Annotated in this window: 18 protein-coding genes; 7 read left to right on the forward strand and 11 right to left on the reverse strand. The window is 60.9% G+C overall.

What is annotated here, in order from left to right; translation table 11 throughout:
* The 5 genes from TK42_RS23775 to TK42_RS23795 all read right to left on the reverse strand — a co-directional run.
* Window positions 1-722: substrate-binding domain-containing protein (locus tag TK42_RS23775; RefSeq protein ID WP_103735284.1), on the reverse strand; the 722-nt coding region annotated here is incomplete at its 3' end.
* A 37-nt stretch (window positions 723-759) separates the two neighbouring features.
* Window positions 760-1,623: an SMP-30/gluconolactonase/LRE family protein gene (locus TK42_RS23780; RefSeq protein ID WP_103735285.1), complete on the reverse strand. Its 864-nt coding sequence runs from the start codon at window positions 1,621-1,623 to the stop codon at window positions 760-762.
* Between the two features lie 16 nt (window positions 1,624-1,639).
* The gene (locus TK42_RS23785) at window positions 1,640-3,220 is read right to left on the reverse strand and encodes an aldehyde dehydrogenase (NADP(+)) (protein ID WP_103735286.1); all 1,581 of its coding nucleotides are present in this window, start codon (window positions 3,218-3,220) and stop codon (window positions 1,640-1,642) included.
* 10 nt (window positions 3,221-3,230) lie between these two features.
* Window positions 3,231-4,223, reverse strand: coding sequence for an AraD1 family protein (araD1, locus tag TK42_RS23790; RefSeq protein ID WP_103735287.1), 993 nt, complete (start codon window positions 4,221-4,223; stop codon window positions 3,231-3,233).
* A 16-nt stretch (window positions 4,224-4,239) separates the two neighbouring features.
* A complete protein-coding gene (locus tag TK42_RS23795; RefSeq protein ID WP_078821050.1) occupies window positions 4,240-5,562 on the reverse strand; it encodes an MFS transporter in 1,323 nt (440 codons plus the stop codon).
* 191 nt (window positions 5,563-5,753) lie between these two features.
* Here TK42_RS23795 and TK42_RS23800 point away from each other — a divergent pair, with 191 nt between their 5' ends.
* On the forward strand, window positions 5,754-7,490 hold the full coding sequence (locus TK42_RS23800; protein ID WP_103735288.1) for an IlvD/Edd family dehydratase: 1,737 nt from the start codon (window positions 5,754-5,756) through the stop codon (window positions 7,488-7,490).
* A 48-nt stretch (window positions 7,491-7,538) separates the two neighbouring features.
* Complete coding sequence (locus TK42_RS23805; RefSeq protein ID WP_005787481.1) at window positions 7,539-8,261, forward strand: FadR/GntR family transcriptional regulator; 723 nt, start codon at window positions 7,539-7,541, stop codon at window positions 8,259-8,261.
* Window positions 8,262-8,277: 16 nt separating this feature from the next.
* Here TK42_RS23805 and TK42_RS23810 read toward each other — a convergent pair whose 3' ends face one another.
* From TK42_RS23810 to TK42_RS23820, 3 genes are all read right to left on the reverse strand, one after another.
* Complete coding sequence (locus TK42_RS23810) at window positions 8,278-8,877, reverse strand: hypothetical protein (protein ID WP_032876475.1); 600 nt, start codon at window positions 8,875-8,877, stop codon at window positions 8,278-8,280.
* 240 nt (window positions 8,878-9,117) lie between these two features.
* The gene (locus tag TK42_RS23815; RefSeq protein ID WP_032876478.1) at window positions 9,118-11,253 is read right to left on the reverse strand and encodes a TonB-dependent siderophore receptor; all 2,136 of its coding nucleotides are present in this window, start codon (window positions 11,251-11,253) and stop codon (window positions 9,118-9,120) included.
* 204 nt (window positions 11,254-11,457) lie between these two features.
* On the reverse strand, window positions 11,458-12,549 hold the full coding sequence (locus TK42_RS23820; RefSeq protein ID WP_032876480.1) for an NADH:flavin oxidoreductase/NADH oxidase: 1,092 nt from the start codon (window positions 12,547-12,549) through the stop codon (window positions 11,458-11,460).
* Window positions 12,550-12,640: 91 nt separating this feature from the next.
* Between TK42_RS23820 and TK42_RS23825 the strand changes: the two genes are divergently transcribed.
* Complete coding sequence (locus TK42_RS23825; RefSeq protein WP_057704144.1) at window positions 12,641-12,940, forward strand: helix-turn-helix transcriptional regulator; 300 nt, start codon at window positions 12,641-12,643, stop codon at window positions 12,938-12,940.
* A 15-nt stretch (window positions 12,941-12,955) separates the two neighbouring features.
* On the opposite strand, the gene TK42_RS23830 is transcribed toward TK42_RS23825, so the two are convergent.
* Together TK42_RS23830 and TK42_RS23835 are read right to left on the reverse strand one after the other, a co-directional pair.
* Window positions 12,956-13,984, reverse strand: coding sequence for a GGDEF domain-containing protein (locus tag TK42_RS23830; RefSeq protein ID WP_103735289.1), 1,029 nt, complete (start codon window positions 13,982-13,984; stop codon window positions 12,956-12,958).
* A gap of 2 nt (window positions 13,985-13,986) precedes the next feature.
* A complete protein-coding gene (locus TK42_RS23835; protein ID WP_228309729.1) occupies window positions 13,987-14,838 on the reverse strand; it encodes a hypothetical protein in 852 nt (283 codons plus the stop codon).
* Window positions 14,839-15,169: 331 nt separating this feature from the next.
* On the opposite strand from TK42_RS23835, the gene TK42_RS23840 reads away from it, so the two are divergent.
* The 3 genes from TK42_RS23840 (at window position 15,170) to TK42_RS23850 (ending at window position 19,867) form a co-directional block, all read left to right on the forward strand.
* Window positions 15,170-16,045 carry a bestrophin family protein gene (locus TK42_RS23840; protein WP_005787467.1) on the forward strand — a complete coding sequence of 292 codons (876 nt, stop codon included), beginning with the start codon at window positions 15,170-15,172 and terminating at the stop codon, window positions 16,043-16,045.
* 114 nt (window positions 16,046-16,159) lie between these two features.
* Window positions 16,160-18,568, forward strand: a complete 2,409-nt coding sequence (locus TK42_RS23845; RefSeq protein ID WP_103735290.1) for a glucose/quinate/shikimate family membrane-bound PQQ-dependent dehydrogenase — start codon at window positions 16,160-16,162, stop codon at window positions 18,566-18,568.
* Window positions 18,569-18,622: 54 nt separating this feature from the next.
* Complete coding sequence (locus TK42_RS23850; RefSeq protein WP_103735291.1) at window positions 18,623-19,867, forward strand: carbohydrate porin; 1,245 nt, start codon at window positions 18,623-18,625, stop codon at window positions 19,865-19,867.
* On the opposite strand, the gene TK42_RS23855 is transcribed toward TK42_RS23850, so the two are convergent.
* Window positions 19,868-20,851, reverse strand: coding sequence for an AraC family transcriptional regulator (locus tag TK42_RS23855; protein WP_248131616.1), 984 nt, complete (start codon window positions 20,849-20,851; stop codon window positions 19,868-19,870). It abuts the gene before it with no gap.
* Between the two features lie 238 nt (window positions 20,852-21,089).
* Between TK42_RS23855 and TK42_RS23860 the strand changes: the two genes are divergently transcribed.
* Window positions 21,090-23,138, forward strand: coding sequence for a TonB-dependent receptor (locus TK42_RS23860; RefSeq protein ID WP_256584794.1), 2,049 nt, complete (start codon window positions 21,090-21,092; stop codon window positions 23,136-23,138).
* The last annotated feature ends 7 nt before the right edge of the window (window positions 23,139-23,145 follow it).

Here is a 23,145-nt window from a genome sequence, read left to right on the forward strand (position 1 = left end):
TCAGTGGCGCGCACGCCGCCGAGCACGGTGTTGTCGTTCATGCCGCCGATGATCAGGTTTTTAGCGCCGCCGGGCAGCTTGACCAGGGCCGAGTTGGTGGCGTCCATGCTGCCAGGCACGTCAAGAGTCTTGAGGGCAGCGGTGAGGATGTGATCCTTGGGGATGCCGGCTTCTTCCAGGGACTTGATCGAGCCGTCAGTGCGCTTTTTACCGGTATCGAGCTCGTTGAAGGTGTTGATCACCGCGTAAGTGTCCTTCCAGTCCCAACCGCGTTTTTTCGCTTCGGCGGCCATGGCGGCTCCTTGTTTCTGGCCCACTTCAAACGCGGCCATGCCCAGGTACGGCACGTCTTCCATGAAGTTGCCCTTGGCATCGACAAAGCGGTCATCCACGGCCATGACTTTCAGGCCATTGACCTTGGCCTTGGCGACAATGGCCGGGCCCAGGGACACGTCCGGTGGGCAGATCACAAAGCCCTTGGCACCGTTGGCGGCGAGGCTGTCGATGGCCGAGAGGGTTTTCTCGCCGTCGGGCACGGCGATCTTGATCACGGTGAAGCCATGCTCCTTGCCGGCTTTTTCGGCGAAAGCCCATTCAGTCTGGAACCACGGCTCTTCGGCCTGCTTGACCAGGAAGCCGATCTTCACTTCTTCGGCGGATACGATGCTGCTGAGGCTGCTTAACGCAACAGCGGCAGCCAGAACGCGTAGAACCTTTTTCATGAACGACACCTCTTGTTGTTGTTTTTGAGTCTTGGGTTTAACCGGCGAAACGATGGCAAGGCTTGCCAGGGATATCGACTTCAATGGCCAACAGCGCACCGTCCAAAGGGTGATCCAAGGGACTCGCGGCACTGGTGATATACAAGGTAGTGAGGTCGGGCCCACCGAACACGCAACTGGTGGGACGACTGACCGGCAGCTCGATGATGCGATCGACCTCACCTGCGGGCGTCAGGCGCAGCAGGCAACTGCCGTCCCAACGGGCATTCCAGATGTAGCCCTCGCTGTCCATGGCCGAGCCGTCCGGCCCACCGCGCTCATGGGGTGCAAACCATACCTGGGCGGGTTCGAGCTGGCCGTCGGACTGGATCGAATGCTGATACAGCGTGCCGTCCATGCTGTCGCCGAAATGCACCTGGCTACCCTCCTCGTTCCAAAGCAACGTGTTGGGAATGCCCAGTCCGGTCAGCAACGGCGTGACCCGCGCATCGGCATCGACACGGAACAGGCCGCCGGAGCGCCGGGTGATGGGCAGGTCTTCGCCCTGCTCACCGATATTGTTCTGCATGGTGCCCAGCCACAGCCGGCCCGGGGCATCGCAGCGCGCTTCGTTGCCACGGTTGCCCGGTTGCGGGTCGGCCACGCACAGCAGGGTCAGCGCCTGGGTAGCCAGGTCGAGGCGATACACACCGCTGCTCAAGGTCACCAGCGCATCGCCGCTTTCACACGGAATGAACGCCGAGACATGCTCGGGCAACTGCCACACCTGCAACTGCCCGTCCATCCAGCGCAGTGCCTGTTTGGCGGCGATATCCACCCAGTAAAGCGCCTGGGATCGAACATCCCAGAACGGCCCTTCGCCCAACCGGGCACGGTGTGGGGTGACTGCGCTCAACGACATGAAGCCTCCTGATGACTTACAGCGATTCTCGAGACGGTGCGCCATCCACCAAGCGCTGGATACGCAACGGGTTGGCGTTTTTCAACGCGTCGGGCAGCAGGCTATCAGGGTAATTCTGGAAGCACACGGGCCGCAGGAAACGGTCGATGGCCAGGGTGCCGACCGAGGTGCCGCGGGCGTCGGAGGTCGCCGGATACGGCCCGCCGTGCACCATCGAATCGCAGACTTCCACCCCCGTGGGGTAACCGTTGAGCAGGATGCGCCCGACCTTCTGCTCCAGCAGTGGCGTCAACTCGGCGAACTGTTGCAGGTCAGCCGGTTCGCCGATGATCGTGGCGGTCAACTGGCCGTGCAGCCCATGCAGGGCGGCGCTGAGTTGAGCCTGGTCGACGACCTCGACAAACACCGTGGTGGGGCCGAACACTTCTTCCTGAAGCACTTCGTCACCGTCGATCAGCAAGCGTACATCCGCCTTGAACAGTTGCGGTTGAGCCTGGTTGCCCACTTGCGCGCTGCCTGCCAGATGCTGGATGCCCGGGTGAGACAGGAGTTTTTCCAGGCCCTTGCCGTAGCTGTCCAGGGTGCCGGTGTTGAGCATGGTTTGCGCCGGTTGCTCACCGATCAATTGCGCGACCTGTTGCGTGAACGCGGTGAACGCAGGCGAAGCGATGCCAATCACCAGTCCGGGGTTGGTGCAGAACTGGCCGCAGCCTTGTACCACCGAGGCAGTCAGGTCGCGGGCGACGCTCTCGGCACGCGTTTGCAGGGCCTGGGGCAGCACGATGACCGGGTTGATGCTCGACATTTCGGCAAATACCGGGATCGGTTGCGGGCGTGCGGCCGCCATATCGCACAGGGCACGACCACCCTTGAGCGAACCGGTAAAGCCCACCGCCTGGATTGCCGGGTGCTTGACCAGCGCTTCACCGACACCGCCGCCGAAGATCATGTTGAACACGCCCGCCGGCATCTCGCTGGCCTCGGCGGCGCGAATGATCGCATCGGCCACGCGCTCGGCGGTCGCCATGTGCCCGCTGTGCGCCTTGAACACCACCGGGCAACCGGCGGCCAGCGCAGCGGCGGTGTCGCCACCGGCGGTGGAAAACGCCAGGGGGAAGTTGCTGGCACCGAACACAGCCACCGGGCCCAGGCCGATACGGTATTGACGCAGGTCCGGACGCGGCAACGGCTGGCGGTCGGGCTGGGCTTTGTCGATACGCGCCCCGTAGAAATCACCACGGCGCAGCACGGTGGCGAACAAGCGCATCTGGCCACTGGTACGCCCGCGCTCGCCTTTGATACGGGCAGCAGGCAACGCAGTTTCGCGGCAGACCAACTCGACGAAATCATCGCCCAGCGCGTCCAGCTCATCGGCCACCGCGTCCAGAAACCGCGCACGCCGTGCGGCGCTCAAGGCGCGGTAGGCCGGGTAAGCGGCCGCCGCGGCTTTGGCGGCGGCATCCACCTCTTGCGGGGTGGCCTGGTAGAAATCCTGGGGCAAGGCTTCGCCGGTGGTGGCATCGATACTCTGCAGCTTGACGCTGCCGTTGGCGCTGCGCTGGCCGCCGATGTAGTTGTGGCCGAGGAACTGGGTCATGTAGGTCTCCTTAAAGGGTGATGACGTGGCCGGGTTCGAATACCGCGTCGACCATGCCGATGCCGTTGATCAATGGCGCGCCGAACTCAGCCTGGCTGATCTGGAACACATCGCCCGGTTGAGTACGTATACCGTCGGCGAATGACAGGGTGGCGGTGCCGAAGAAGTGAATATGCACATCGCCCGGTTTGAGAAACTGACTGTATTTGAAGTGGTGGTATTCAAGATTTTCCAGGCTGTGGCACATGTTGGCTTCGCCGCTGAGAAATTCGCTCTGCCAGATCACCTCGCCGTTACGCAGGATGCGGCTGGTACCGGCCAGATGCGCGGGCAACTCGCCCACGCGCAACTCCGGGCCATAGCTGCAACTGCGCAGTTTGGAATGGGCCAGGTACAGGTAGTTCTTGCGTTCCATCACATGGTCGGAGAACTCGTTGCCCACCGCGAAGCCCAGGCGATAAGGCTTGCGGTCGTGACCGATCACGTAGAGGCCGCCGATCTCCGGCTCTTCGCCGGCGTCTTCGGCAAACGGCGGCACCGGGAAGGCGGCGCCTGGACGCACGACAATGCTGCCGTCGCCCTTGTAGAACCACTCCGGCTGCACACCGGCCTGGCCGGCAGCGGGTTTGCCGCCCTCCACGCCCCATTTGAAGATGCGCATGGTGTCGGTCATCGCGCTGTCATCACCGGCCTGCTGGTGCATCTTGTCGCGGGCCGAGGCACTGCCCAGGTGGGTCAGGCCGGTGCCGCTGATCAGCATATGGGCCGGGTCCGGGTGGTCCAGCGGTGGCAGGATTTTAAGTTCGGCCAGCAGCGCCGCGTAGTCATGACTGGCACCCAGGCCCAGGCTCTGTACCTGTTGCTGCAATTTGACCCCGGCTTCGATGGCGGCCAGGGCCAATTCGCGCACGCTGTGTGCGCCCTGCACTTCCCGCAGGGTGTCGCCTTCCACCACGCCGACGCGGCGCTCACCGTTGCTCAACTCGAACTGAACTAAACGCATGCAGGTTCTCCTGGATTTAAGTACGTGTGGCGCCACGGGCGCTGGCGGCAAATTGATCGACGGGCAGTACGTGCTTGCGCTCCAGCAAGCGGTAGACCACGAGGGTCAGCAGCAACCCGAACAGCATCACGCCGGATAGGAAATACAGGCCAGAGGCGAGGTTGCCGGTGTACTCCTTGAGCGCCCCGATCACGAACGGGCCGATATAACCGCCAAGGTTGCCCACCGAGTTGATCAAGGCGATGCCGGCCGCCGCGCTGGCACCGGCAAAAAAACGTCCCGGCAAAGTCCAGAACACCGCCGTGCAGGAAAACATCGCGAAAGCTGCCAGGCACAGCGCGGCCATCTGCAGCACCGGCACACTCAGCCAGGCACTGCAGAACAGGCCAATGGCGCCGAGCACATAGAGCACGGCGAGATGGCCATAGCGATCGTTCAATCGATCGGAACTGCGCGGGATGATCAGCAGGCCGATGATGCCGAAGATATACGGCACGGCCGAGATGAAGCCGGTGGTGAGGTCACTGCCACCGAACTGCTTGATCAGGGTCGGCAACCACAGGCCCAGGCCGTAGATGCTCAGGGTCACCGGCAGGTAGAACAGCGCCAGCAACAGCACGCGTTTGTCTTTGAGCGCGTGCAGCGGGTTGCCGTGACGGGTCTGGCCGTAGGCTTGCAGGTCTTTTTCCAGCTCGCCGGTAAGCCAGGTTTTCTCTTGCTCGCTCATCCAGCTGACCTGCCTGGGACCGTCCGGCAGGTAGCGCAGCACCGGCCAGGTCAGCAGGATCGCCGGGGTGCCGATCACGATAAACAGCCACTGCCAACCGTGCAGGCCAAGAATGCCGTCCATGCCGAGCAAACCACCGGACACGGGCCCGGTGATCATCATTGCAATGGGTTGGGAGAGAATGAACAGCCCAAGGATCTTGCCGCGATGGCGCACCGGGAACCACTGGGTGATGTAGTACAGCACGCCGGGGAAGAACCCCGCTTCCGCCGCGCCCAGCAGAAAGCGCATCACATAGAAACTGTGCGGCCCCTGCACAAAGGCCATGCCGATGGTGATGGCGCCCCAGGTAATCATGATGCGCGCAAACCAGCGCCGCGCGCCGAAGCGGTCGAGCATCAGGTTGCTGGGGATTTCGAACAGGAAGTAGCCAATGAAGAACAGCCCGGCACCGAGGCCATAGGCGGCGTCACCGATGCCGACGTCGGCGCCCATGTGCAGCTTGGCGAACCCTACGGCGGAACGGTCCACGTAGGCGATCAGGTACAGCAGGATCAGGAAGGGAATCAGTTTCAGCGTGATGCGCCGAATAAGCCGCAATTCCTGGCTCATGGGGTCGATCTCCGATTGTTGTTTTTATAGAAGCTCGGGGGACGCCTCTCGCGAAATCCGCCAGGGTCATACCTCAGTTGAGAAAGACTATATAGTAGGACTATTTACAAAACAACACTTCCAAAGCAGCGATTTTGCGCTTATGTTTAAGCACGCATAGAACATATAGTCATACAATAAGAGAATCGATCATGCCTGACAAAAAGCCCGGCCTACGCTCCGCCCAGTGGTTTGGTACCGCCGACAAAAACGGCTTCATGTACCGCAGTTGGATGAAGAACCAGGGCATTGCCGACCACCAGTTCCATGGCAAGCCGATCATCGGCATCTGTAACACCTGGTCGGAGCTGACCCCGTGCAACGCGCATTTCCGCCAGATCGCCGAGCACGTCAAGCGCGGCGTGATCGAGGCCGGTGGCTTCCCGGTGGAGTTCCCGGTGTTCTCCAACGGCGAATCCAACCTGCGCCCTACCGCGATGCTGACCCGCAACCTGGCAAGCATGGATGTGGAAGAAGCGATTCGCGGTAACCCGATTGACGGTGTGGTGCTGCTGACCGGCTGCGACAAAACCACCCCGGCGCTGCTGATGGGCGCCGCCAGTTGTGATGTCCCGGCTATCGTGGTCACCGGCGGGCCGATGCTCAATGGTAAACACAAGGGCCAGGACATCGGCTCGGGCACGGTGGTGTGGCAGCTCAGCGAACAGGTCAAGGCCGGCACCATCACCCTGGATGACTTCCTCGCGGCCGAAGGCGGCATGTCGCGCTCGGCAGGCACCTGCAACACCATGGGCACCGCCTCGACCATGGCGTGCATGGCCGAGGCACTGGGCACGTCCCTGCCCCACAACGCGGCGATCCCAGCGGTGGATGCGCGGCGTTATGTGCTGGCGCACATGTCCGGTATGCGTGCGGTCGAGATGGTGCGCGAAGACTTGAAGCTGTCGAAGATCCTCACCAAAGAAGCGTTTGAAAACGCGATTCGCGTGAACGCGGCCATCGGCGGTTCGACCAACGCGGTGATTCACCTTAAAGCCATCGCCGGGCGCATCGGCGTGGAGCTGGACCTGGATGACTGGACCCGCATCGGGCGCGGCATACCGACCATCGTCGACCTGCAACCCTCAGGGCGCTTCCTGATGGAAGAGTTCTACTACGCTGGCGGCCTGCCTGCCGTGTTGCGTCGCCTGGGTGAGGCCAACCTGATCCCCCACCCGAACGCCTTGACCGTCAACGGCAAGTCCCTGGGCGAGAACACCAAGGACTCGCCGATCTACGGCCAGGACGAAGTGATCCGCACCCTCGACAACCCGATTCGCGCCGACGGCGGCATCTGCGTGCTGCGCGGCAATCTGGCGCCGTTGGGTGCGGTGCTCAAGCCGTCTGCCGCCAGCGCCGAACTGATGCAACACCGTGGCCGTGCGGTGGTGTTCGAAAACTTCGACATGTACAAGGCGCGCATCAACGATCCGGAGCTGGACGTGGACGCCAACTCGATCCTGGTCATGAAGAACTGCGGCCCCAAGGGTTACCCAGGCATGGCCGAGGTCGGCAACATGGGACTGCCGGCCAAACTGCTGGCCCAGGGCGTGACTGACATGGTGCGCATTTCCGATGCGCGCATGAGCGGCACCGCCTACGGCACGGTGGTCTTGCACGTGGCACCGGAAGCCGCTGCCGGCGGGCCGTTGGCGGCCGTGAAGGAAGGTGACTGGATTGAACTCGACTGCGCCAATGGCCGCCTGCACCTGGACATCCCCGACGCCGAGCTGGCGGCGCGCATGGCTGATCTGGCGCCACCGCAAAAGCTGATCGTCGGTGGCTATCGCCAACTGTACATCGACCATGTGCTGCAAGCCGACCAGGGCTGCGACTTTGACTTCCTGGTGGGCTGTCGCGGAGCGGAAGTCCCACGGCATTCCCACTAATTGGGATGCTATGATGCGGCGAATTCAAGCCAGAGCCTGCCCGTCGTTATGGATCACCAGCCGCCCAAGCCGCGCAAGAGCCAGCATGCCCAGATCGTTCAGGACCTGGGCATGCACATCGTTTCCGGTCGCTTCAAGCCCGAAGAACGGTTGCCCATGGAAGCCACGCTGTGCGAGGAATACCAGGTCAGCCGTTCGGTGTTGCGCGAGGCGACGCGGGTGCTCAGCGCCAAGGGCCTGGTGTATTCCAAGCCACGGGTGGGTGCGGTGGTACGGCCACGCTTGAAATGGCACCTGCTCGACCCGGATGTGCTGTCCTGGTTGATGCAGTCCACGCCCCACAGTGAGTTCTTCAATACGCTGGCCGGGGTACGCCGCATCCTCGAACCGGAAATCGCTGCCATGGCCGCGACAACTGCCACCGATGAAGACATCGCCATCATCGAACAAGCGTATCAGGGCATGGAAACCGCCAAGACCCACGAGGACCTGTTGCAGGCCGACCTGGACTTCCACCGCGCGATTGCCGACGCCACCCGCAACGACCTGCTCGCCTATATGTGCAACATGCTCTCATTGCCGCTGCGCGAGTCGATCAATATCACCAACCGCCGCCCGGATATCCAGGGCCTGAGCCTGCCCCGGCACAAGGCAATCCTCACCGCGATCCAGAACCGCGATGCACTGGGCGCAAGGCATGCCTCGCTGGTACAACTGGATGACACGCGGGTGGCGCTGGATACGGTGATGAATGTATTGACGCCGTTGTAACCCCACCCCGTCGCACTCACTCCTGAGTGTTATTGTTGGCTCTGGGGCAGGTGTTATCGCCCTCTTTTTTCAGCGCCAGCACCGCCTGGCGCTCGGACAACAAGTGGGTGATAGCCCCGCCGATAGCGGCAGATATAAGCGCCAGGGCTTCTTTGGGCAGATTGATCGCCGCCCACGTCAAGCCGCCGATCAGCAGGATGACAAACAGGATATTGAAACGTGACACACCCAGTTTTATCGAGCGCACGATATCGGACGTGTCCTGCATCTTTTCAAAGCGTTTAAGGTCTTCGAACTTACGCACCGATTCCAACGTTTCCAGATAGTGGGTTTCGGCCCGTTTCAATTTCTTGATCACGTCGGCTTCGAGCATAACCTCCTCTATCTCGATCCTGACCAGGCTGATATTGGCACCTGGCCGGCCGAGGATTTCGGAGCTCAACGAACTTTCGGCAAGCTCGGCCAACAGATACGTGTATGAGGTCTCGCTGATTTCCTTGGCGTATTTTTGCAAGGCTGACGTGTAGCACTTGGTGGCGTACCGGGTGAACAGACGCTCCGCATCGTTGGTTTTTTTAATCAGTTCTTCAACTTCATTTATGAGTTCCTGTTCCATTTTTAATATCCCTATTAAGCGTGGCTTGGAAAAATAATAAGCGCCGACCACTACGCTGACACGTTAACGGCAAACATCCCTCCATCGCCCTTCACTGTCTACTGTCAAACCTGACAGTAACGCAGCTGCAAATGTGGGAGGGGGCTTGCTCCCGATAGTGGTGTATCAGTCAAAAACATTGAGACTGACTCACCGCTATCGGGAGCAAGCCCCCTCCCACATTGAGTACTGTGTATAGCCTTATAGGGTGTAGGAGATTCCGACCTGCACGGTGCGCGGTGCGCCTGGGTAAGCGTAGATATTGCCGAACGCGCCTTCCTCATACTCGCGGTTGAACAGGTTTTTCACGTCCAGGTTCAGGCGCACCTGCTCGTTGACCTTGTAGTAACCCAGCAGGTCGACCACGGTGTAGGCGTCCATCGAGAAGGCCGTATTGGCGGTCTGGCCGGCGCGCTGGTCGACGTACTTGCCACCGGCACCCAGGCCCAGCCCTTTGAGTGCGCCGTCCTGGAACTCGTAGACGTTGAGCAGGCTGAAGCTGTTGCGCGGGATGTTCATCAAGCGGGTGCCGGCGCGCAGGGTGGTGTCGCGAGTCACTTCGGCGTCCACGTAGGCGTAGCCGCCGATCACACGCCACTCGGGTGTGAGGTTGCCCGCCACGTTGAGGTCAAATCCGCGGCTGCGTACCTGGCCGGTCGCGACACTCAGGGTATTGTCCAAAGGGTCGGTGGCCAGCACGTTTTTCTTTTCGATCTGGTAGATCGCCGCGTCGACGCTCAGTTGACGATCAAGCGCCTCCCACTTGATGCCCATCTCGTAGGACTTGCCTTTCTCCGGCGCGAAACCACCGCCTTCGCGGCTGGCGCCGGTGTTGGGTTTGAACGAACGGGCGGCGTCGGCATAGACCGCGACGGTGTCGGTGAGGTCGTAGATCACGCCCACACGCGGGGTGACGGCGTTGTCGGCGGCGGTCCACGGTTTTACTCCCGCCACATAACTTTGGTAGTCATGTTCAAAACGCTCGAAACGCGCACCTGCCAAGACTTTCAGACGCTCGGTCAGTGCCACCTGGTCCTGCACGAAGGCGGCGTAGGTCTTGAGGTTTTCTTTATCGTGGGTGGGCGTGCGAGTCAGCGCCGGTCGCGTTTGGCCGTACACCGGATTGAAGATGTCGATCGGGTAAGTGCCCAGGGCCGCACTGGAACGCTGGATGATCGACTTGTAGTCGTAATCCTCGTACTCGATACCGGTGAGCAAGGTGTGCTCGAACCCGCCCGTGGAGAAGTGGCCCGTCAGGTTGAGCTGGTAATCCTTGTCGGTCCATTCCAGCTTGCGGTAGTTGAAGTTGCGTTGCAGGGTACGGCCATCGGCGCCCAGGCTGCTCGGTCCATTGGCTTCAATGGCGTTACCTTTCAAGCTGCCGTCCAACCATTGGAAACCGCCGCCCAGGGTCCAGTTGTCGTTGAGCGCGTGCTCGAAACGCAACTGGGCCATGTTGTTGTCGTTGTGCAGCTTGCCGGCATCCTTGTCGCCCCAGAACGTATCGCGCGATGGCGTGCCGCGCTGGTTGGGGAAACGCGTCAGGCCACGGTCCAGCGGGTGGTTGTTGCGCATGAAGTCGCCTTCGAAGGTCACCTTGGTGGCATCGGTGGCCTGCCAGGTGATCACCGGCGTCACGCCGTAGCGCTCGGTCTCGACATGATCGCGGAAGGTATCGCCACCCTCGCCCACCACGTTGAGGCGATACGCCAGACGGCCCTCTTCGTCCAGAGGGCCGGAGGCATCCAGGGTGCCGCGCTTCATGCCCTGGTCATTCACCTGGCTGCCCAAGGTGACGGTGCGTTCGGCCAAGGGTTGCTTGGACACCACGTTGAACGTACCACCGGGGTCGCCACGGCCGTAGAGCATGGTTGCGGGGCCGCGCAACACCTCAAGGCGTTCGATGGTGTTGGCATCCGGCATGTTCGGGTAACCCCGGTTGATCGGGAACCCATTGCGGTAGAACTCACCGGTGGTGAAGCCACGCACGGTGAAGGTGGTCAGGCCCTGGCCGCCAAAGTTGTTGGCGCGGCCGACGCCGCCGGCGTAGTCGAGAGCATCTTGCAGGCGGGTTGCGCCGATATCCTCGACCACGTCTTTGGAGACAACGCTGATGGACTGCGGGGTTTCATGAATCGAGGTGTCGGTGCGCGTCGCACTGGCTGAACGGGTGGCGTGGTAGCCCTGAACCGGGCCCTGCGCCGATTCGAAGTCTGCAGTAGCGGTCACATTGGTGGCTTGCAGCTCGATACTGGCTTTTTCAGCAGGGGCATCCTCTGCCCAGGTCAAAGGGGAAAACGCCTGGAGCACACAGATTGAAATCAGGGTACGACGCATGGATGTAAACCTAGTGAATGAGCCAGATGGGGCGGCAAACCTGCCAATAATTCGCCGCGCATCATATCTCAGCATATTCTCGTTTGATATCAATTCTCATTTGTTATTTTTCAAGTATCGGCGTTGTATCGAGCGGGTACTGCAAAAACCACGGGCGAAAAAAAGCCACTCAATCGAGTGGCTCATATCACCGGCTGGCTGGCCTCAACGGTAGCGTTCCAACCAATGTGCGTAAGGCGCCGGCAAGGTCCAGGAGGACTTGTCCACGCCCAACTCCTTGGCGGCAAAGTACGCCCAGTGCGGATCGGCCAAATGCGCACGCCCTACCGAAACCAGGTCCAGATGACCTGCCTGCAGCGCGCCTTCGGCCAGTTGCGGAGTACCAAAGCCCCACGCCGATGTCACCGGGATACCGGCTTCACGACGTACACGTTCAGCAATTGGCCCCATGAACGCCGGACCCCACGGGATGTTGGTGTCAGGAATCGTGAAACCGACACTGACGCTCAACAGATCCAGGCCACCGGCCTTGAAGCGGCGCGCCAACTCGATGGATTCGGTAAGCGTCTGCTCGTCGCGGCCGTCATATTCGATCACGCCAAAGCGTGCGGTCAGTGGCAGGTTTTCCGGCCAGACTTCGCGTACGGCGGCCAGGGTTTCCAGGAGAAAACGGCTGCGGTTATCGAAGCTGCCGCCGTAGGCATCGGTGCGCTGGTTGGAGTGCTCGGAGAAAAAGCTTTGGCCCAGGTAACCGTGGGCGAAGTGCAGTTCGATCCATTCAAAACCGGCATCGCGGGCGCGACGGGCGGCATCGACGAAGTCTTGCTGGACGCGGGCGATGTCTTCCAGGGTCATGGCACGCGGCACGTTGGGCAAATTGGCGCCGAATGCAATGGCCGACGGCGCGATGGTTTCCCAGCTGCGGGCATCGGAAGCCGGGATGTGGTCATCGCCCTCCCATGGGCGGTTGGCGCTGGCTTTGCGGCCCGCGTGGGCGATCTGGATGCCCGGTACCGAACCTGCGGCCTTGATGGCCTTGACCATCGGCACGAACGCCTGGGCATGGGCATCGCTCCAGATACCGGCGCAGCCTGGGGTGATACGCCCCTCCGGTGCGACTGCTGTGGCCTCGACCACCAGCAGGCCGGCACCGCCCCGGGCCATGCCGGCCAAGTGCACATGGTGCCAGTCGTTGACCATGCCGTCGTCGGCCATGTATTGGCACATCGGCGGGATGGCAATGCGATTGCGCAAGGTAACGTCTTTGAGTTTGAACGGTTCGAACAATGCGGACATCAGATACTCCGAGAGAAGCGTGTGTGATTCGATAGTTCGATGGTAATCGAACTATGGTATTGAACGCTACCCCCCTGTTATGATCCGCCCCATGCGAGCCTTCAAACACCCTACCCTGCAAGAATTGACGCTTGAGCGCGTGCTGTACGCCCTCAGCGACCCCGTGCGCCTGGACATCGTGCGCTGCCTGGCCGGCGTGGCCGAAGCCACCTGCGGTGAACTGGACGGCGGGCGGCCCAAGTCCAGCATGTCTCACCACTTCAGGGTGTTACGTGATGCGGGCCTGGTACACACGCGCAATGTGGGCACCACCCATATGAATTCGTTGCGCCGTGAAGAGCTTGAGAGCCGCTTTCCCGGGTTGCTGGCGAGTGTTCTTGCGCAATCCTAGCGGGCGTTTTGCCCCTCAGGACGCAACAGGCTGCAGCAACACGCCATTAAGGTGAACGCAGTCCTTGCCATTGCGTTTGGCGCCGTAAAGATTTTTGTCCGCCATCTTGAGCACCGCCGATAACTCGTCACCTGGCGCGAAGCGTGCCATGCCCGCACTGCAGGTGTAGTTGTGAGGCGCGGCAACACTTGAGCGTATGGCCTGCAACAAACCCAGCACGAACTCACGGGCGAAGACCGGGTCATCGTCCTGCAACAACACGCCGAACTCCTCCCCGCCGATTCTTCCAAAGCTGTGGCTGCCTTTGGCGTTTTTCAGGCACACGGCCATGGCCCGCAGGATCTTGTCACCGACATCGTGACCGTACACATCATTTTTTGCCTTGAAGCTGTCGATATCCAACATGATGAAGTAGCCAGCCTGGCCGCTGTCGAGCAACTGTTCGAAGCTTTGCATAAAAGCGCGACGGTTAAGGATCGAGGTCAAATAATCGGTTTCGGCCAAGGCGCGAAACTCGCTTTCCACCAACAACACCGAACGCAGGTTCTTCAAATACGAATAACTCAGGATAAAACCGATGGAGACCGAAGATGCGCAAAATATCAGCAGATAAGCCTGTGTTCCTGCATATATATCGGCCTGCATCGGCGACCATAATATGAACCAGACCAACAGGGCGCCGACCAGATAATCCTGAACACTGATAAACAAGATAGCGCTGCCGACCACCAGGGTGACGGCCAGGGGCAAGCCGTAGATACGCAACTCCTGATTAAGGCCAATGACATAGGCAAACCCCACGGACAACATCACGATATAGGCCACTCCCAGCATCCGCCACAGTAGAAAGTTGGCGGTTTTGGAGTGAAACCGGCATACCAGCAACAGGCCAATGGTGACACCCAACATGGACAGGTCGAACTGCATGGCTGGATGAATCAGCCAGATACCGACCCAGGCAATGATCCCGATCCATTCCGCTTGGGTCACCGCAGGCGACAACAACCTGCGCATCCTGGGCCTTAACTTCAAGTTAGCAGGCATCCTTACGCTCCCATCTCAATAGCATGCAGGCCCAGCGCAAAAGAAAAGGCCATAAAGCGTTTTACCAGGCTGACAAAAGGCGGCAGCACTTCCAGCCGGGTCTTGGAGTGAGCTTTGAAATACCCCTTCTCGACGCCCTCCTGGACCATTCGAATAATGTGAGTCTTGGACACGGAAAGTTGCTTGGCCAAGGCCAGATAAGACGATGACCGGAACGTGGCCCGATCATTTTCCGGCGCGAAGGCATCGTTATAAATCGCCAGCATCAACAGATGCCCGGCGTCTCTTTTCACCAACCAGTAACACTCGGGAAGCAGTACATCCACCGTGAGATCGGCGTCGAGGATAATGGCAAAGCCCTTGAAATAAAGGGATAGGAAGCCCCGGTCATCCAACTCGCGCATTTGCCGGAAAATCGCCCGCTCAGGGTAAAGCCGCGCCAATGACTCGGTGAGCGAGGTCAACATCAAACGCGCTTCGCGACAGGCCTCATCCGACGGCGCGTAGACCCTGAAGCGACTGTCTTCGGGGTGCGGCGCGACGTCCATGAAGCCCAGCGCCCGCAATAACAGGAACATTGATTCCAGGCTGTTTTTTGAACAATACCTGCGCGTCACACACAGGGTCTTAACTTCCGACAATAACGGTAAGGGTGTGGCGAAGTATTCACTCAATAAGGCAAACGACACCATCAAACGGCTGTATTTAAGTGCACTCTTGTAGAAAAACGGTCTTCGGGAATAGGGCACGAGCAGCACGTGGTAATGCGCTCTCAGGCACGATTCAAAATCCTTATGACGTTCGAGCGCTTGCGCGGTATTACACATAGCCGACTTCAACGAACTGACATGCATGAAAGAGCCCTGATCATCCAACTTGATTCCACTGATCTCAGCTACGAAATCCCTGCAGCCCGGCCCCAAAACAAATCACGTGGTAAACCCTACGGTTAATGGCTTTTTGCCTCGAACGCAATGTACAGCGATTGCCGGACAAGACGTCATCAGTACCAAAGTTGTTCCAGATTCAAGTGGACCCTCTGCGCACACCTGCGCGTAACTTCTCGTTACATCCTCCGAAGCGAGTGACTGGTCGACGAATCGATTCAGCAACCGGCGAACCTTTCTCCCTTGCGTGGCGTCGTAACAGAGCATTGTTGCCAACCGCCCGCCGCGAGGTTCTCGTTTGAAAGCTGCCGTCCTGAAGAAATACCGCCTGATCATCAAGACCATGGGCTATGTGGGCTGGGCCCTGTTCTGGCTATTGCTGTGGGATGTGGCAGTAACCGTGGACTTCATGTTGTTTCTCACCACCAAGATCAACCTGCCGCTGATGCCACTGACATTGCTGGGTTCGGCGCTGGTGGTGTTGATCAGTTTTCGCAACAGCAGCGCCTATAACCGCTGGTGGGAAGCGCGCACGTTATGGGGGGCGATGGTCAACAATTCACGCAGCTTTGCGCGCCAGGTGCTGACGCTGCTGGATGACCCCGACGGCGAAGTGAATCCGATCAAATCCACACTGCTGCGCCGCCATGTGGCGTATGTGAATTGCCTGGCCGCCCACCTCAAGGGCGAACCCTGTCCGGATGAAGTACGAGCGTTTATCCCCGCCGAGGAATTCGCCCGCAATGGCGCGACCAACAATTTTGCCAATGACATCCTGACCGGGTCAGCGGCGTTGCTGGCCAAGGAATACAAGGCCGGCCACCTGGACAGCATCCGCCTGGCGCGACTGGAGTCGACCCTGGTCGACCTGTCCAATGCCCAAGGCGGCATGGAGCGCATCGCCAATACACCATTGCCCTACCCCTACGTGTATTTCCCGCGGCTGTTTATCTCGCTGTTCTGCCTGATCGTACCGGTGGGCCTGGTGGAATCCCTCGGCTGGTTTACCCCACTGGCTTCCACGGTAGTGGGCTTTATGCTGCTGGCCATCGAGCGTATCGGCACCGACCTGCAAAGCCCGTTTCACTCCAGCGAACATCAGATCCAGATGGAGGCAATTTGCGAAACCATTGAGAAGAACCTGCAATCGATGCAGCGCGATGCGTTGGCCTGAGCCAAGGCATCGTCGCCGTAGTTGTAAAAGACTATTACGAGGCACAATGTACTAACCGGTTACTTATCTTGCTAAAATCGCGTCTTTGCCCTCTCTCACTCGAGTCTATTCGACATGAAACGAGCATCGCGCGCCGCTGGCGTCTCTAGATTTCTACTCCTGGGCCTGGGCGTTGTCATCGCCCTGCTCGGCCTTGCGCTTGCCGTGGGCGGCGCCAAACTGGTCAGCCTGGGAGGTTCCTGGTACTTCCTGGCAGGTGGCGTGGCCATGGCCGTCTCCGGGCTGCTGATCGCTCGGCGCAAGCCTGCCGGGGCGTGGTGGTTTGCCGCGTTCCTCGTCGGTACGGCCGTATGGGCAGTGGCCGACGTGGGCCTAGTGTACTGGCCGCTGTTCTCGCGGCTGTTCATGTTCGCGGTGATCGGCGTGGTGGTGGCGCTGGTATATCCATTGCTGGCCGGCAAACCGGCGCGTGGCGCTTATGCGGTCGCGGCTTTGTTGGCAGTCGGCGTGGCGGTGGCGGCAGGCAATATGTTCGTCGCTCACCCAAGCGTGGCGCCGACCGGTGCCGGCCCTGGCATCACCCCGGTAGCCGAAGCCGATGCACAGAAAGACTGGGCGCACTACGGCAACACCGAGGGCGGCAGCCGCTTCGCCGCGCTGGACCAGATCAATCGCGACAACATCGACAAACTCAAAGTCGCCTGGACCTACCACACCGGTGACGTGGCCATCAGCGACGGCAACGGCGCCGAAGACCAGTTGACGCCCTTGCAGATCGGCAACAAAGTCTTCATCTGCACCCCGCACAACAACTTGATCGCCCTGGACGCCGACACCGGCAAAGAGCTGTGGAAGAACGAGGTCAACGCCCAGTCAGCGGTGTGGCAGCGTTGCCGTGGCATGGCCTACTTCGACGCCACTGCGCCGATTGCCCAGCCGACCCAGCCCAACAGCTCGCCGATCATTGCCGCCAGCGTGCCTGCCGGTGCGCAGTGCCAGCGTCGCCTGCTGACCAACACCATTGATGCGCGCCTGATCGCCGTGGATGCCGACACCGGCAAGTTCTGCGAAGACTTCGGCACCCATGGCCAAGTGGACTTGAAAGCCGGCCTGGGTAATGTGCCGGACAGCTACTACCAACTGTCCTCGGCGCCTTTGATCGCCGGCACCACCGTCGTTGTCGGTGGCCGTGTCGCCGACAACGTGCAGACCGATATGCCAGGCGGCGTGATCCGTGGTTTTGATGTGATCAGCGGCCAGATGCGTTGGGCGTTCGACCCAGGCAACCCTGAAGACAAGCAAGCGCCGGCCGCGGGCAGCACCTATGTGCGCAGCACGCCGAACAGCTGGGCGCCGATGTCCTACGACCCGCTGATGAACACCGTTTTCCTGCCGATGGGCAGCTCCTCCACCGACATTTACGGCGTGGAACGCACCCAGCTGAACCACAAATATGGCGCCTCCGTGCTGGCGCTCGACGCGTCCACCGGTGCCGAAAAGTGGGTCTACCAGACCGTCCACAATGACCTCTGGGACTTCGACCTGCCGATGCAGCCGAGCCTGATCGACTTCACCCCGCCAGGCAGCGACAAAACGGTACCGGCTGTGGTGATCGGCACCAAGGCCGGGCAGATCTACGTGCTCGACCGCGCCACCGGCAAGCCGCTGACCGACGTGCAGGAAGTGCCGGTCAAGGCCGCGAACATTCCCAACGAACCATACTCCCCGACCCAGCCAAAATCGGTGGGTATGCCGCAGATTGGCGCGCAGACCCTGACCGAATCGGACATGTGGGGTGCTACGCCGTACGACCAGTTGCTGTGCCGTATCGACTTCAAAGGCATGCGCTACGACGGCCTGTACACCGCGCCGGGCACCGATAAATCCCTGAGCTTTCCGGGTTCGCTCGGCGGCATGAACTGGGGCAGCATCTCCACCGATCCGGTACACGGCTTTATCTTCGTCAACGACATGCGCCTGGGGCTGTGGATCCAGATGGTGCCGTCGCAAAACAAGGCCCAGGCCTCTTCCGGTGGTGAAGCACTGAACACCGGTATGGGCGCCGTGCCGCTCAAGGGCACGCCTTACGCGGTCAACAAGAACCGCTTCCTGTCGGTGGCCGGCATTCCCTGCCAGGCACCGCCATTCGGCACCTTGACCGCCATCGACATGAAGACGCAAAAAGTTGCCTGGCAAGTGCCGGTGGGCACGGTTGAAGACACCGGCCCCCTGGGCATCCGCATGCACCTGCCAATCAAAGTCGGCCTGCCGACACTGGGCGGCACGCTGTCCACCCAAGGCGGCCTGATCTTTATCGCCGGCACCCAGGACTTCTACCTGCGCGCCTTCAACAGTGGCAACGGTGACGAAATCTGGAAAGCCCGTTTGCCGGTCGGCAGCCAGGGTGGCCCGATGACCTACGTGTCGCCAAAAACCGGCAAGCAGTACATCGTCGTCACCGCCGGCGGCGCGCGCCAGTCCACCGACCGCGGCGACTACGTGATCGCCTACGCCCTGCCGTAACCCCCCTCTGTTCGCGCGGTGCTCCCGCACCGCGCTTTGCGTTTGGAACCCCGCATGAACCCTACTTCTCATACCTCCCTTGGGCGCCTGGTGCTCGGCCTGGCGTTGACTGCTGCCCTGCCCGTTCAAGCCGACGACACCACCCTGACCGGCGACTGGGGCGGCCTGCGCCGTGAGCTCGACGCACAAGGCATCCGCTTTACCGGCGACTACAGCGGCGAAACCGCTTACAACGCCCACGGCGGCCAGCATCGCTCGGCCCGCTATTCGCAAAACCTCAAGCTCGGCGTGCAGTTCGACCTGGGCAAGCTTTACGGTTTCAACAACGGCGACCGCATCCAGCTGACCATCAACGACCGGCGCGGCAACAGCGCTTCCGAAGACCTGGTGGGCAACCGCCTGCCGATCCAGGAAAACTACGGCGGCCTCTACACGCGCCTCACCGAGTTGAGCTACGAGCGCACGCTGTTCACCCCCGCACTCAACATCAAGCTCGGCTACATGGCCATGGGCAATGACCTCGGCGGCCTGGACAGCGGCATTTTGTGCAATTTCATGAACGCCGGCTTCTGCGGGCATCCGCTGAACATGTCGGGCGGCAGTGGATGGGCCAATTACCCGAATGCGCACCTGGGCGCGCGGGTGAAATATGACTTTTCGCCAAACTGGCAACTGCGGGTGGCGGCGTTCAACGTCGACCCTTCCAGCAATGGCAACTCCAGCCGCGCCTGGCACCTGGGGCCCAAGCACACCACCGGCACCGTGGTGCCCATCGAGCTGATCTACAAGCACGCGGGCAGCCTGCCGGGTGAATACAAACTCGGTTATTACTACGACAGTTCCGATGTAAAACGCATTGGCAGCAACAAGGACGTCAGCGGGCGCGGCGGTCACTACCTGTTGATCGACCAGGCGGTGTGGGCCTCCCAATCCTCCCAAGGCCGCAGCTTGCACGCCTTCGGCCAATACTCTGCCGCCAGCGAAGCGGCTTCGCCGTTCACCAAGTGGTATGGCGCGGGGCTGGTGCTGTACAAACCGTTCGACAGTCGCCCACGGGATACCGTCGCCCTCGGTTATGGCCGTGCAGTGCCCAACCCGCGCAGCCGGGATAACGCGGATGCGGCCTACGCCAACCTGGACAACGCTGAACAGCTGATCGAACTCAGCTACGGCTACCAGGCCACACCGTGGCTGACCTTGCGCCCGGACGTGCAATACATCATCGAGCCGGGGGCGTTTTCCGCACAGAACATCGACAACGCGCTGGTGCTGGGACTGCAGGTGAAAGCGACCTTCTAGTCAGCCGGCATCCAGGGCTCTGCCGCGCCCGCCATTTTTCAACATCGACGGATTGATCCCGAACTGCTTGCGGAACGCAGTGGCGAAATGGCTGGCGTTGGCATAACCGAGGTCCGAGGCGATGCGCATCACCGATTCATTGCCGCTCATCAAGCGGCTGCGCGCCTGGATCATGCGCGTCTGCTGGAACACGCCATAGACGCTGTTGGAGAACAGTTGGCGAAACCCGCGGGTGAGCTTGGGCTGGCTCAAGCCGGACTCACGGGCCAACTCCGACAGGCTTGGCGCCTTGCCCAGGTCTTCCAGCAAACGATCGCGAGCCCGCACCAGGCGCTGGCGGTCGGTGTGGCTGACGCGGCAGGTGCATTCGCCATCCTGGCGCGCTTCGAGGAACAGACTGACCAGCGTGACACTTTGCCCGTACAGCCACAGGCTGCTGCGCGGCGGGGCCGATGGCAGGCTGGCGCCGTGGTCCATGGCCAGGCCGAGCATGTGCGCGGTAGCACTCATTTCACCGCTGCGATGGCCGTCGAGGAAGCAATGTTCGCAGGCCAATGCCTTGTTCAGCAGCGGGTCGAGCTTCAATTCCCACTGGGCCAGCAACTCGGGGCGAATCATGACGGTGATGTTGTCGATCTCGCCGTGCTGATGATATAGGCCATGGCGGCAACGGCCAAAGCTGATGCTGCCCGCGCCTTCATCAATCACATAGCGACGTTGCCGGCGCCCATCGCGAAAGCTGCACGCGGCCTTGCCCTTTAACAGGTTGGTGAAGCTGAAGTGAATGCACTCGCTGTCGTCTTGCAAGGGCAACTCTACCGGCTGCTCAAAGGTGCTCTGCCAACGAACGATGTCCAGGCCCTCCTGCAGGGTCATACGCGTGACCCGGCAATGCGCTCCCGGCCCCAGATCGCTACCAAACCCTCCCGTAATGATTCGCGAGACCGGCATCGGTTCTCCTGCGCCTCCCTGAACGGCTGACATCGTAAATCTCCTGGCTGACCGGATACGGCTCGAATCAGACCACATCGGGGTAGAACTCTGCAATTGATAATTATTAGCATTTGGCGCACCGCACGTGCCAAGCCAGATTGCTGCTGCCCCTGAGCAACGCACGCCGATCAGAACTCTCAGTCAAGGTCCCATCATGTCTGCACGATGCAACACGGCGGCTACCCGTCAATCTTGCTACAAACGTAATAGTATAACAATAGCGATTGCTTTGACACTGACCCCTACCGCCTTCGCCGCCACCCTCGGCGAACCTCTGCAACTGCCCGCCTCCACGGTAACGGCGCGCTTGGCCCAGGAAGATTCCAAGGAAGTACCGATCAGCGTCAGTGTGGTCGATGGCGAACAACTGCGTACCCAACGCCTCGATACCCTGGAAAGCGCACTGCGCAATACCTCAGGGGTCAGCGTCAATTCTTCCGGCGGGCCCAACGACTTCAACGTGTTGATCCGCGGTGTCGGTTCGCTTTACCAGATGTCCATGGACGACAGTTCGGTCGCGTTCAATATCGACGGCGTACCTGTGTCGTCGCGCAGCCTGGGGTTCGGCACCCTCGACGTCGACCGCATCGAAGTGCTCAAGGGGCCGCAGGGCACACTGTCCGGCGCAATCGGCCAGGCCGGTGCCGTGAATATCACCACCCGCCAACCCAGCCGGGAACTCGAAGGTTATGTGCGTGGTGAAGTCGGCCAGAAAGGCCAGTTCCTCACCGAAGGCGCCATTGGCGGACCGCTCAGTGACAGCCTCAGCGGCCGCCTGGCGGTGCGACGTGCCGGCTACGACAGCTGGATCGACAACGACCAGACCCATAACCCCATTACCAAACCGCGCAACGAAGCCTATCGCGCCAGCTTGTTGTGGGACCTCAACGATGACACCCACGTGCTGTTCAGCGCCGAACGCCAGCAGACCGAACGCGCCACCAATTCCCTGGTACTGCGCCCCTACGGCAGCCACCCGAGCCTGGACCTGACGCCTGGCCTGTTCGACGACAACGAAAAGACCACCGAGCGCTACACGATCAAGGTCGACCACGACTTCGCCAACAGTCGGCTGACCTCCACCACCGCCACTGGCACTGCCGACTTCACCGGCTTGATCGCCTACGACAGCAAGCTGATGGGCGCCCTCTATGGCACGCCCGGTGAGTTCTGGGTGGTGGACAAATCCTTCGAGCGCAGCTGGAGCCAGGATATACACCTGGGCTCATTGCCCGATTCCGACGTGTTCTGGGTCGCCGGCGTCGCCGCCAGCCGCAATGAACGCAGCTACGACACCCCACGCAACACCTACGGCACCTCCGGCGCCAAGTTCCGCGACTTCACTACCACCACCTACGCAGGCTACGGCGAAGTGACTGTCCCGCTCACCGAACGCCTGAAACTCACTACCGGCTACCGCCATTCCTGGGACCGCAAGACCTACGACGGCCAATACTTCGCAGGTTCGAGCGCCGTGGACGACTCGCGCGCACTCACCGACCACTATGGCACCGGCCGCGTCGCCCTGAGTTATGCGATCACCCCACAGACCAACGTCTACGTGCAATTGGCAAGAGGGTATAAATCCGGCGGGTTCAATGATTATGCCTCCCAGGTCAGCGACAGCGAACCCTACAAGGCCGCCGTCAGCAGGGCCGCCGAACTGGGGTTCAAGAGCGAGACCGACGACCGTCGCGGCAGCCTCAACGGCGCGCTGTTCTACACCCGCGTGCACGATGATCACTTGCTTGGCTACGACGCGGCGACCTTCGCCACCAACGCCTTCAACGCCGACACCCGCACCCGCGGCGCCGAACTGGAAGGTAGCTGGCGCTTCGACTACGGCCTGACTCTGGCCGCCAGCGCGACCTACCTCGATGCCAAGATCACCAGCGGCGTGCAAGGCATCCAGGCCGGTGACGTCGCCGCCGGCAACCGCACCCCGGATGTGCCCCGCTGGAGCGGCAACGTCAACGCCAGCTGGAAACACCCCCTGGGCAACTTCGCCAGCCTTGGCCAGACCAGCCTCAACACCAGCCTCAACTACCACCTGGTTGGTGAACGCGCGGCTGACCCGCAGAACCACTTCAACCTGGACAACTACGAGAAACTCGACCTGCGGGCGGGCCTGGAGAGCAAGTTTGGCGAGGTGTATGCGTTTGCCGACAATCTGTTGAACCAGACGTATGACACCTATGGTTTCTACAGTGACCCGGTGGCCTATGGTGGGCCGTCGCGTCGGAGGACGGTGGGCGTGGGCTATACCTATCAATTCTGAACCGACG

The organism is Pseudomonas sp. GZJR-8 (assembly GCF_002916705.1).
In the GTDB taxonomy this organism is placed as follows: domain Bacteria; phylum Pseudomonadota; class Gammaproteobacteria; order Pseudomonadales; family Pseudomonadaceae; genus Aquipseudomonas; species Aquipseudomonas synxantha_A.

Coding starts and splice junctions, on each gene's coding strand:
- TK42_RS23780 (WP_103735285.1), bottom strand. CDS start 1,623: ATGTCGTTGAGCGCAGTCACCCCACACCGTGCCCGGTTGGGCGAAGGG.
- TK42_RS23785 (WP_103735286.1), bottom strand. CDS start 3,220: ATGACCCAGTTCCTCGGCCACAACTACATCGGCGGCCAGCGCAGCGCC.
- araD1 (WP_103735287.1), bottom strand. CDS start 4,223: ATGCGTTTAGTTCAGTTCGAGTTGAGCAACGGTGAGCGCCGCGTCGGC.
- TK42_RS23795 (WP_078821050.1), bottom strand. CDS start 5,562: ATGAGCCAGGAATTGCGGCTTATTCGGCGCATCACGCTGAAACTGATT.
- TK42_RS23800 (WP_103735288.1), top strand. CDS start 5,754: ATGCCTGACAAAAAGCCCGGCCTACGCTCCGCCCAGTGGTTTGGTACC.
- TK42_RS23805 (WP_005787481.1), top strand. CDS start 7,539: ATGGATCACCAGCCGCCCAAGCCGCGCAAGAGCCAGCATGCCCAGATC.
- TK42_RS23810 (WP_032876475.1), bottom strand. CDS start 8,877: ATGGAACAGGAACTCATAAATGAAGTTGAAGAACTGATTAAAAAAACC.
- TK42_RS23815 (WP_032876478.1), bottom strand. CDS start 11,253: ATGCGTCGTACCCTGATTTCAATCTGTGTGCTCCAGGCGTTTTCCCCT.
- TK42_RS23820 (WP_032876480.1), bottom strand. CDS start 12,549: ATGTCCGCATTGTTCGAACCGTTCAAACTCAAAGACGTTACCTTGCGC.
- TK42_RS23825 (WP_057704144.1), top strand. CDS start 12,641: ATGCGAGCCTTCAAACACCCTACCCTGCAAGAATTGACGCTTGAGCGC.
- TK42_RS23830 (WP_103735289.1), bottom strand. CDS start 13,984: ATGCCTGCTAACTTGAAGTTAAGGCCCAGGATGCGCAGGTTGTTGTCG.
- TK42_RS23835 (WP_228309729.1), bottom strand. CDS start 14,838: ATGCATGTCAGTTCGTTGAAGTCGGCTATGTGTAATACCGCGCAAGCG.
- TK42_RS23845 (WP_103735290.1), top strand. CDS start 16,160: ATGAAACGAGCATCGCGCGCCGCTGGCGTCTCTAGATTTCTACTCCTG.
- TK42_RS23850 (WP_103735291.1), top strand. CDS start 18,623: ATGAACCCTACTTCTCATACCTCCCTTGGGCGCCTGGTGCTCGGCCTG.
- TK42_RS23855 (WP_248131616.1), bottom strand. CDS start 20,851: ATGTCAGCCGTTCAGGGAGGCGCAGGAGAACCGATGCCGGTCTCGCGA.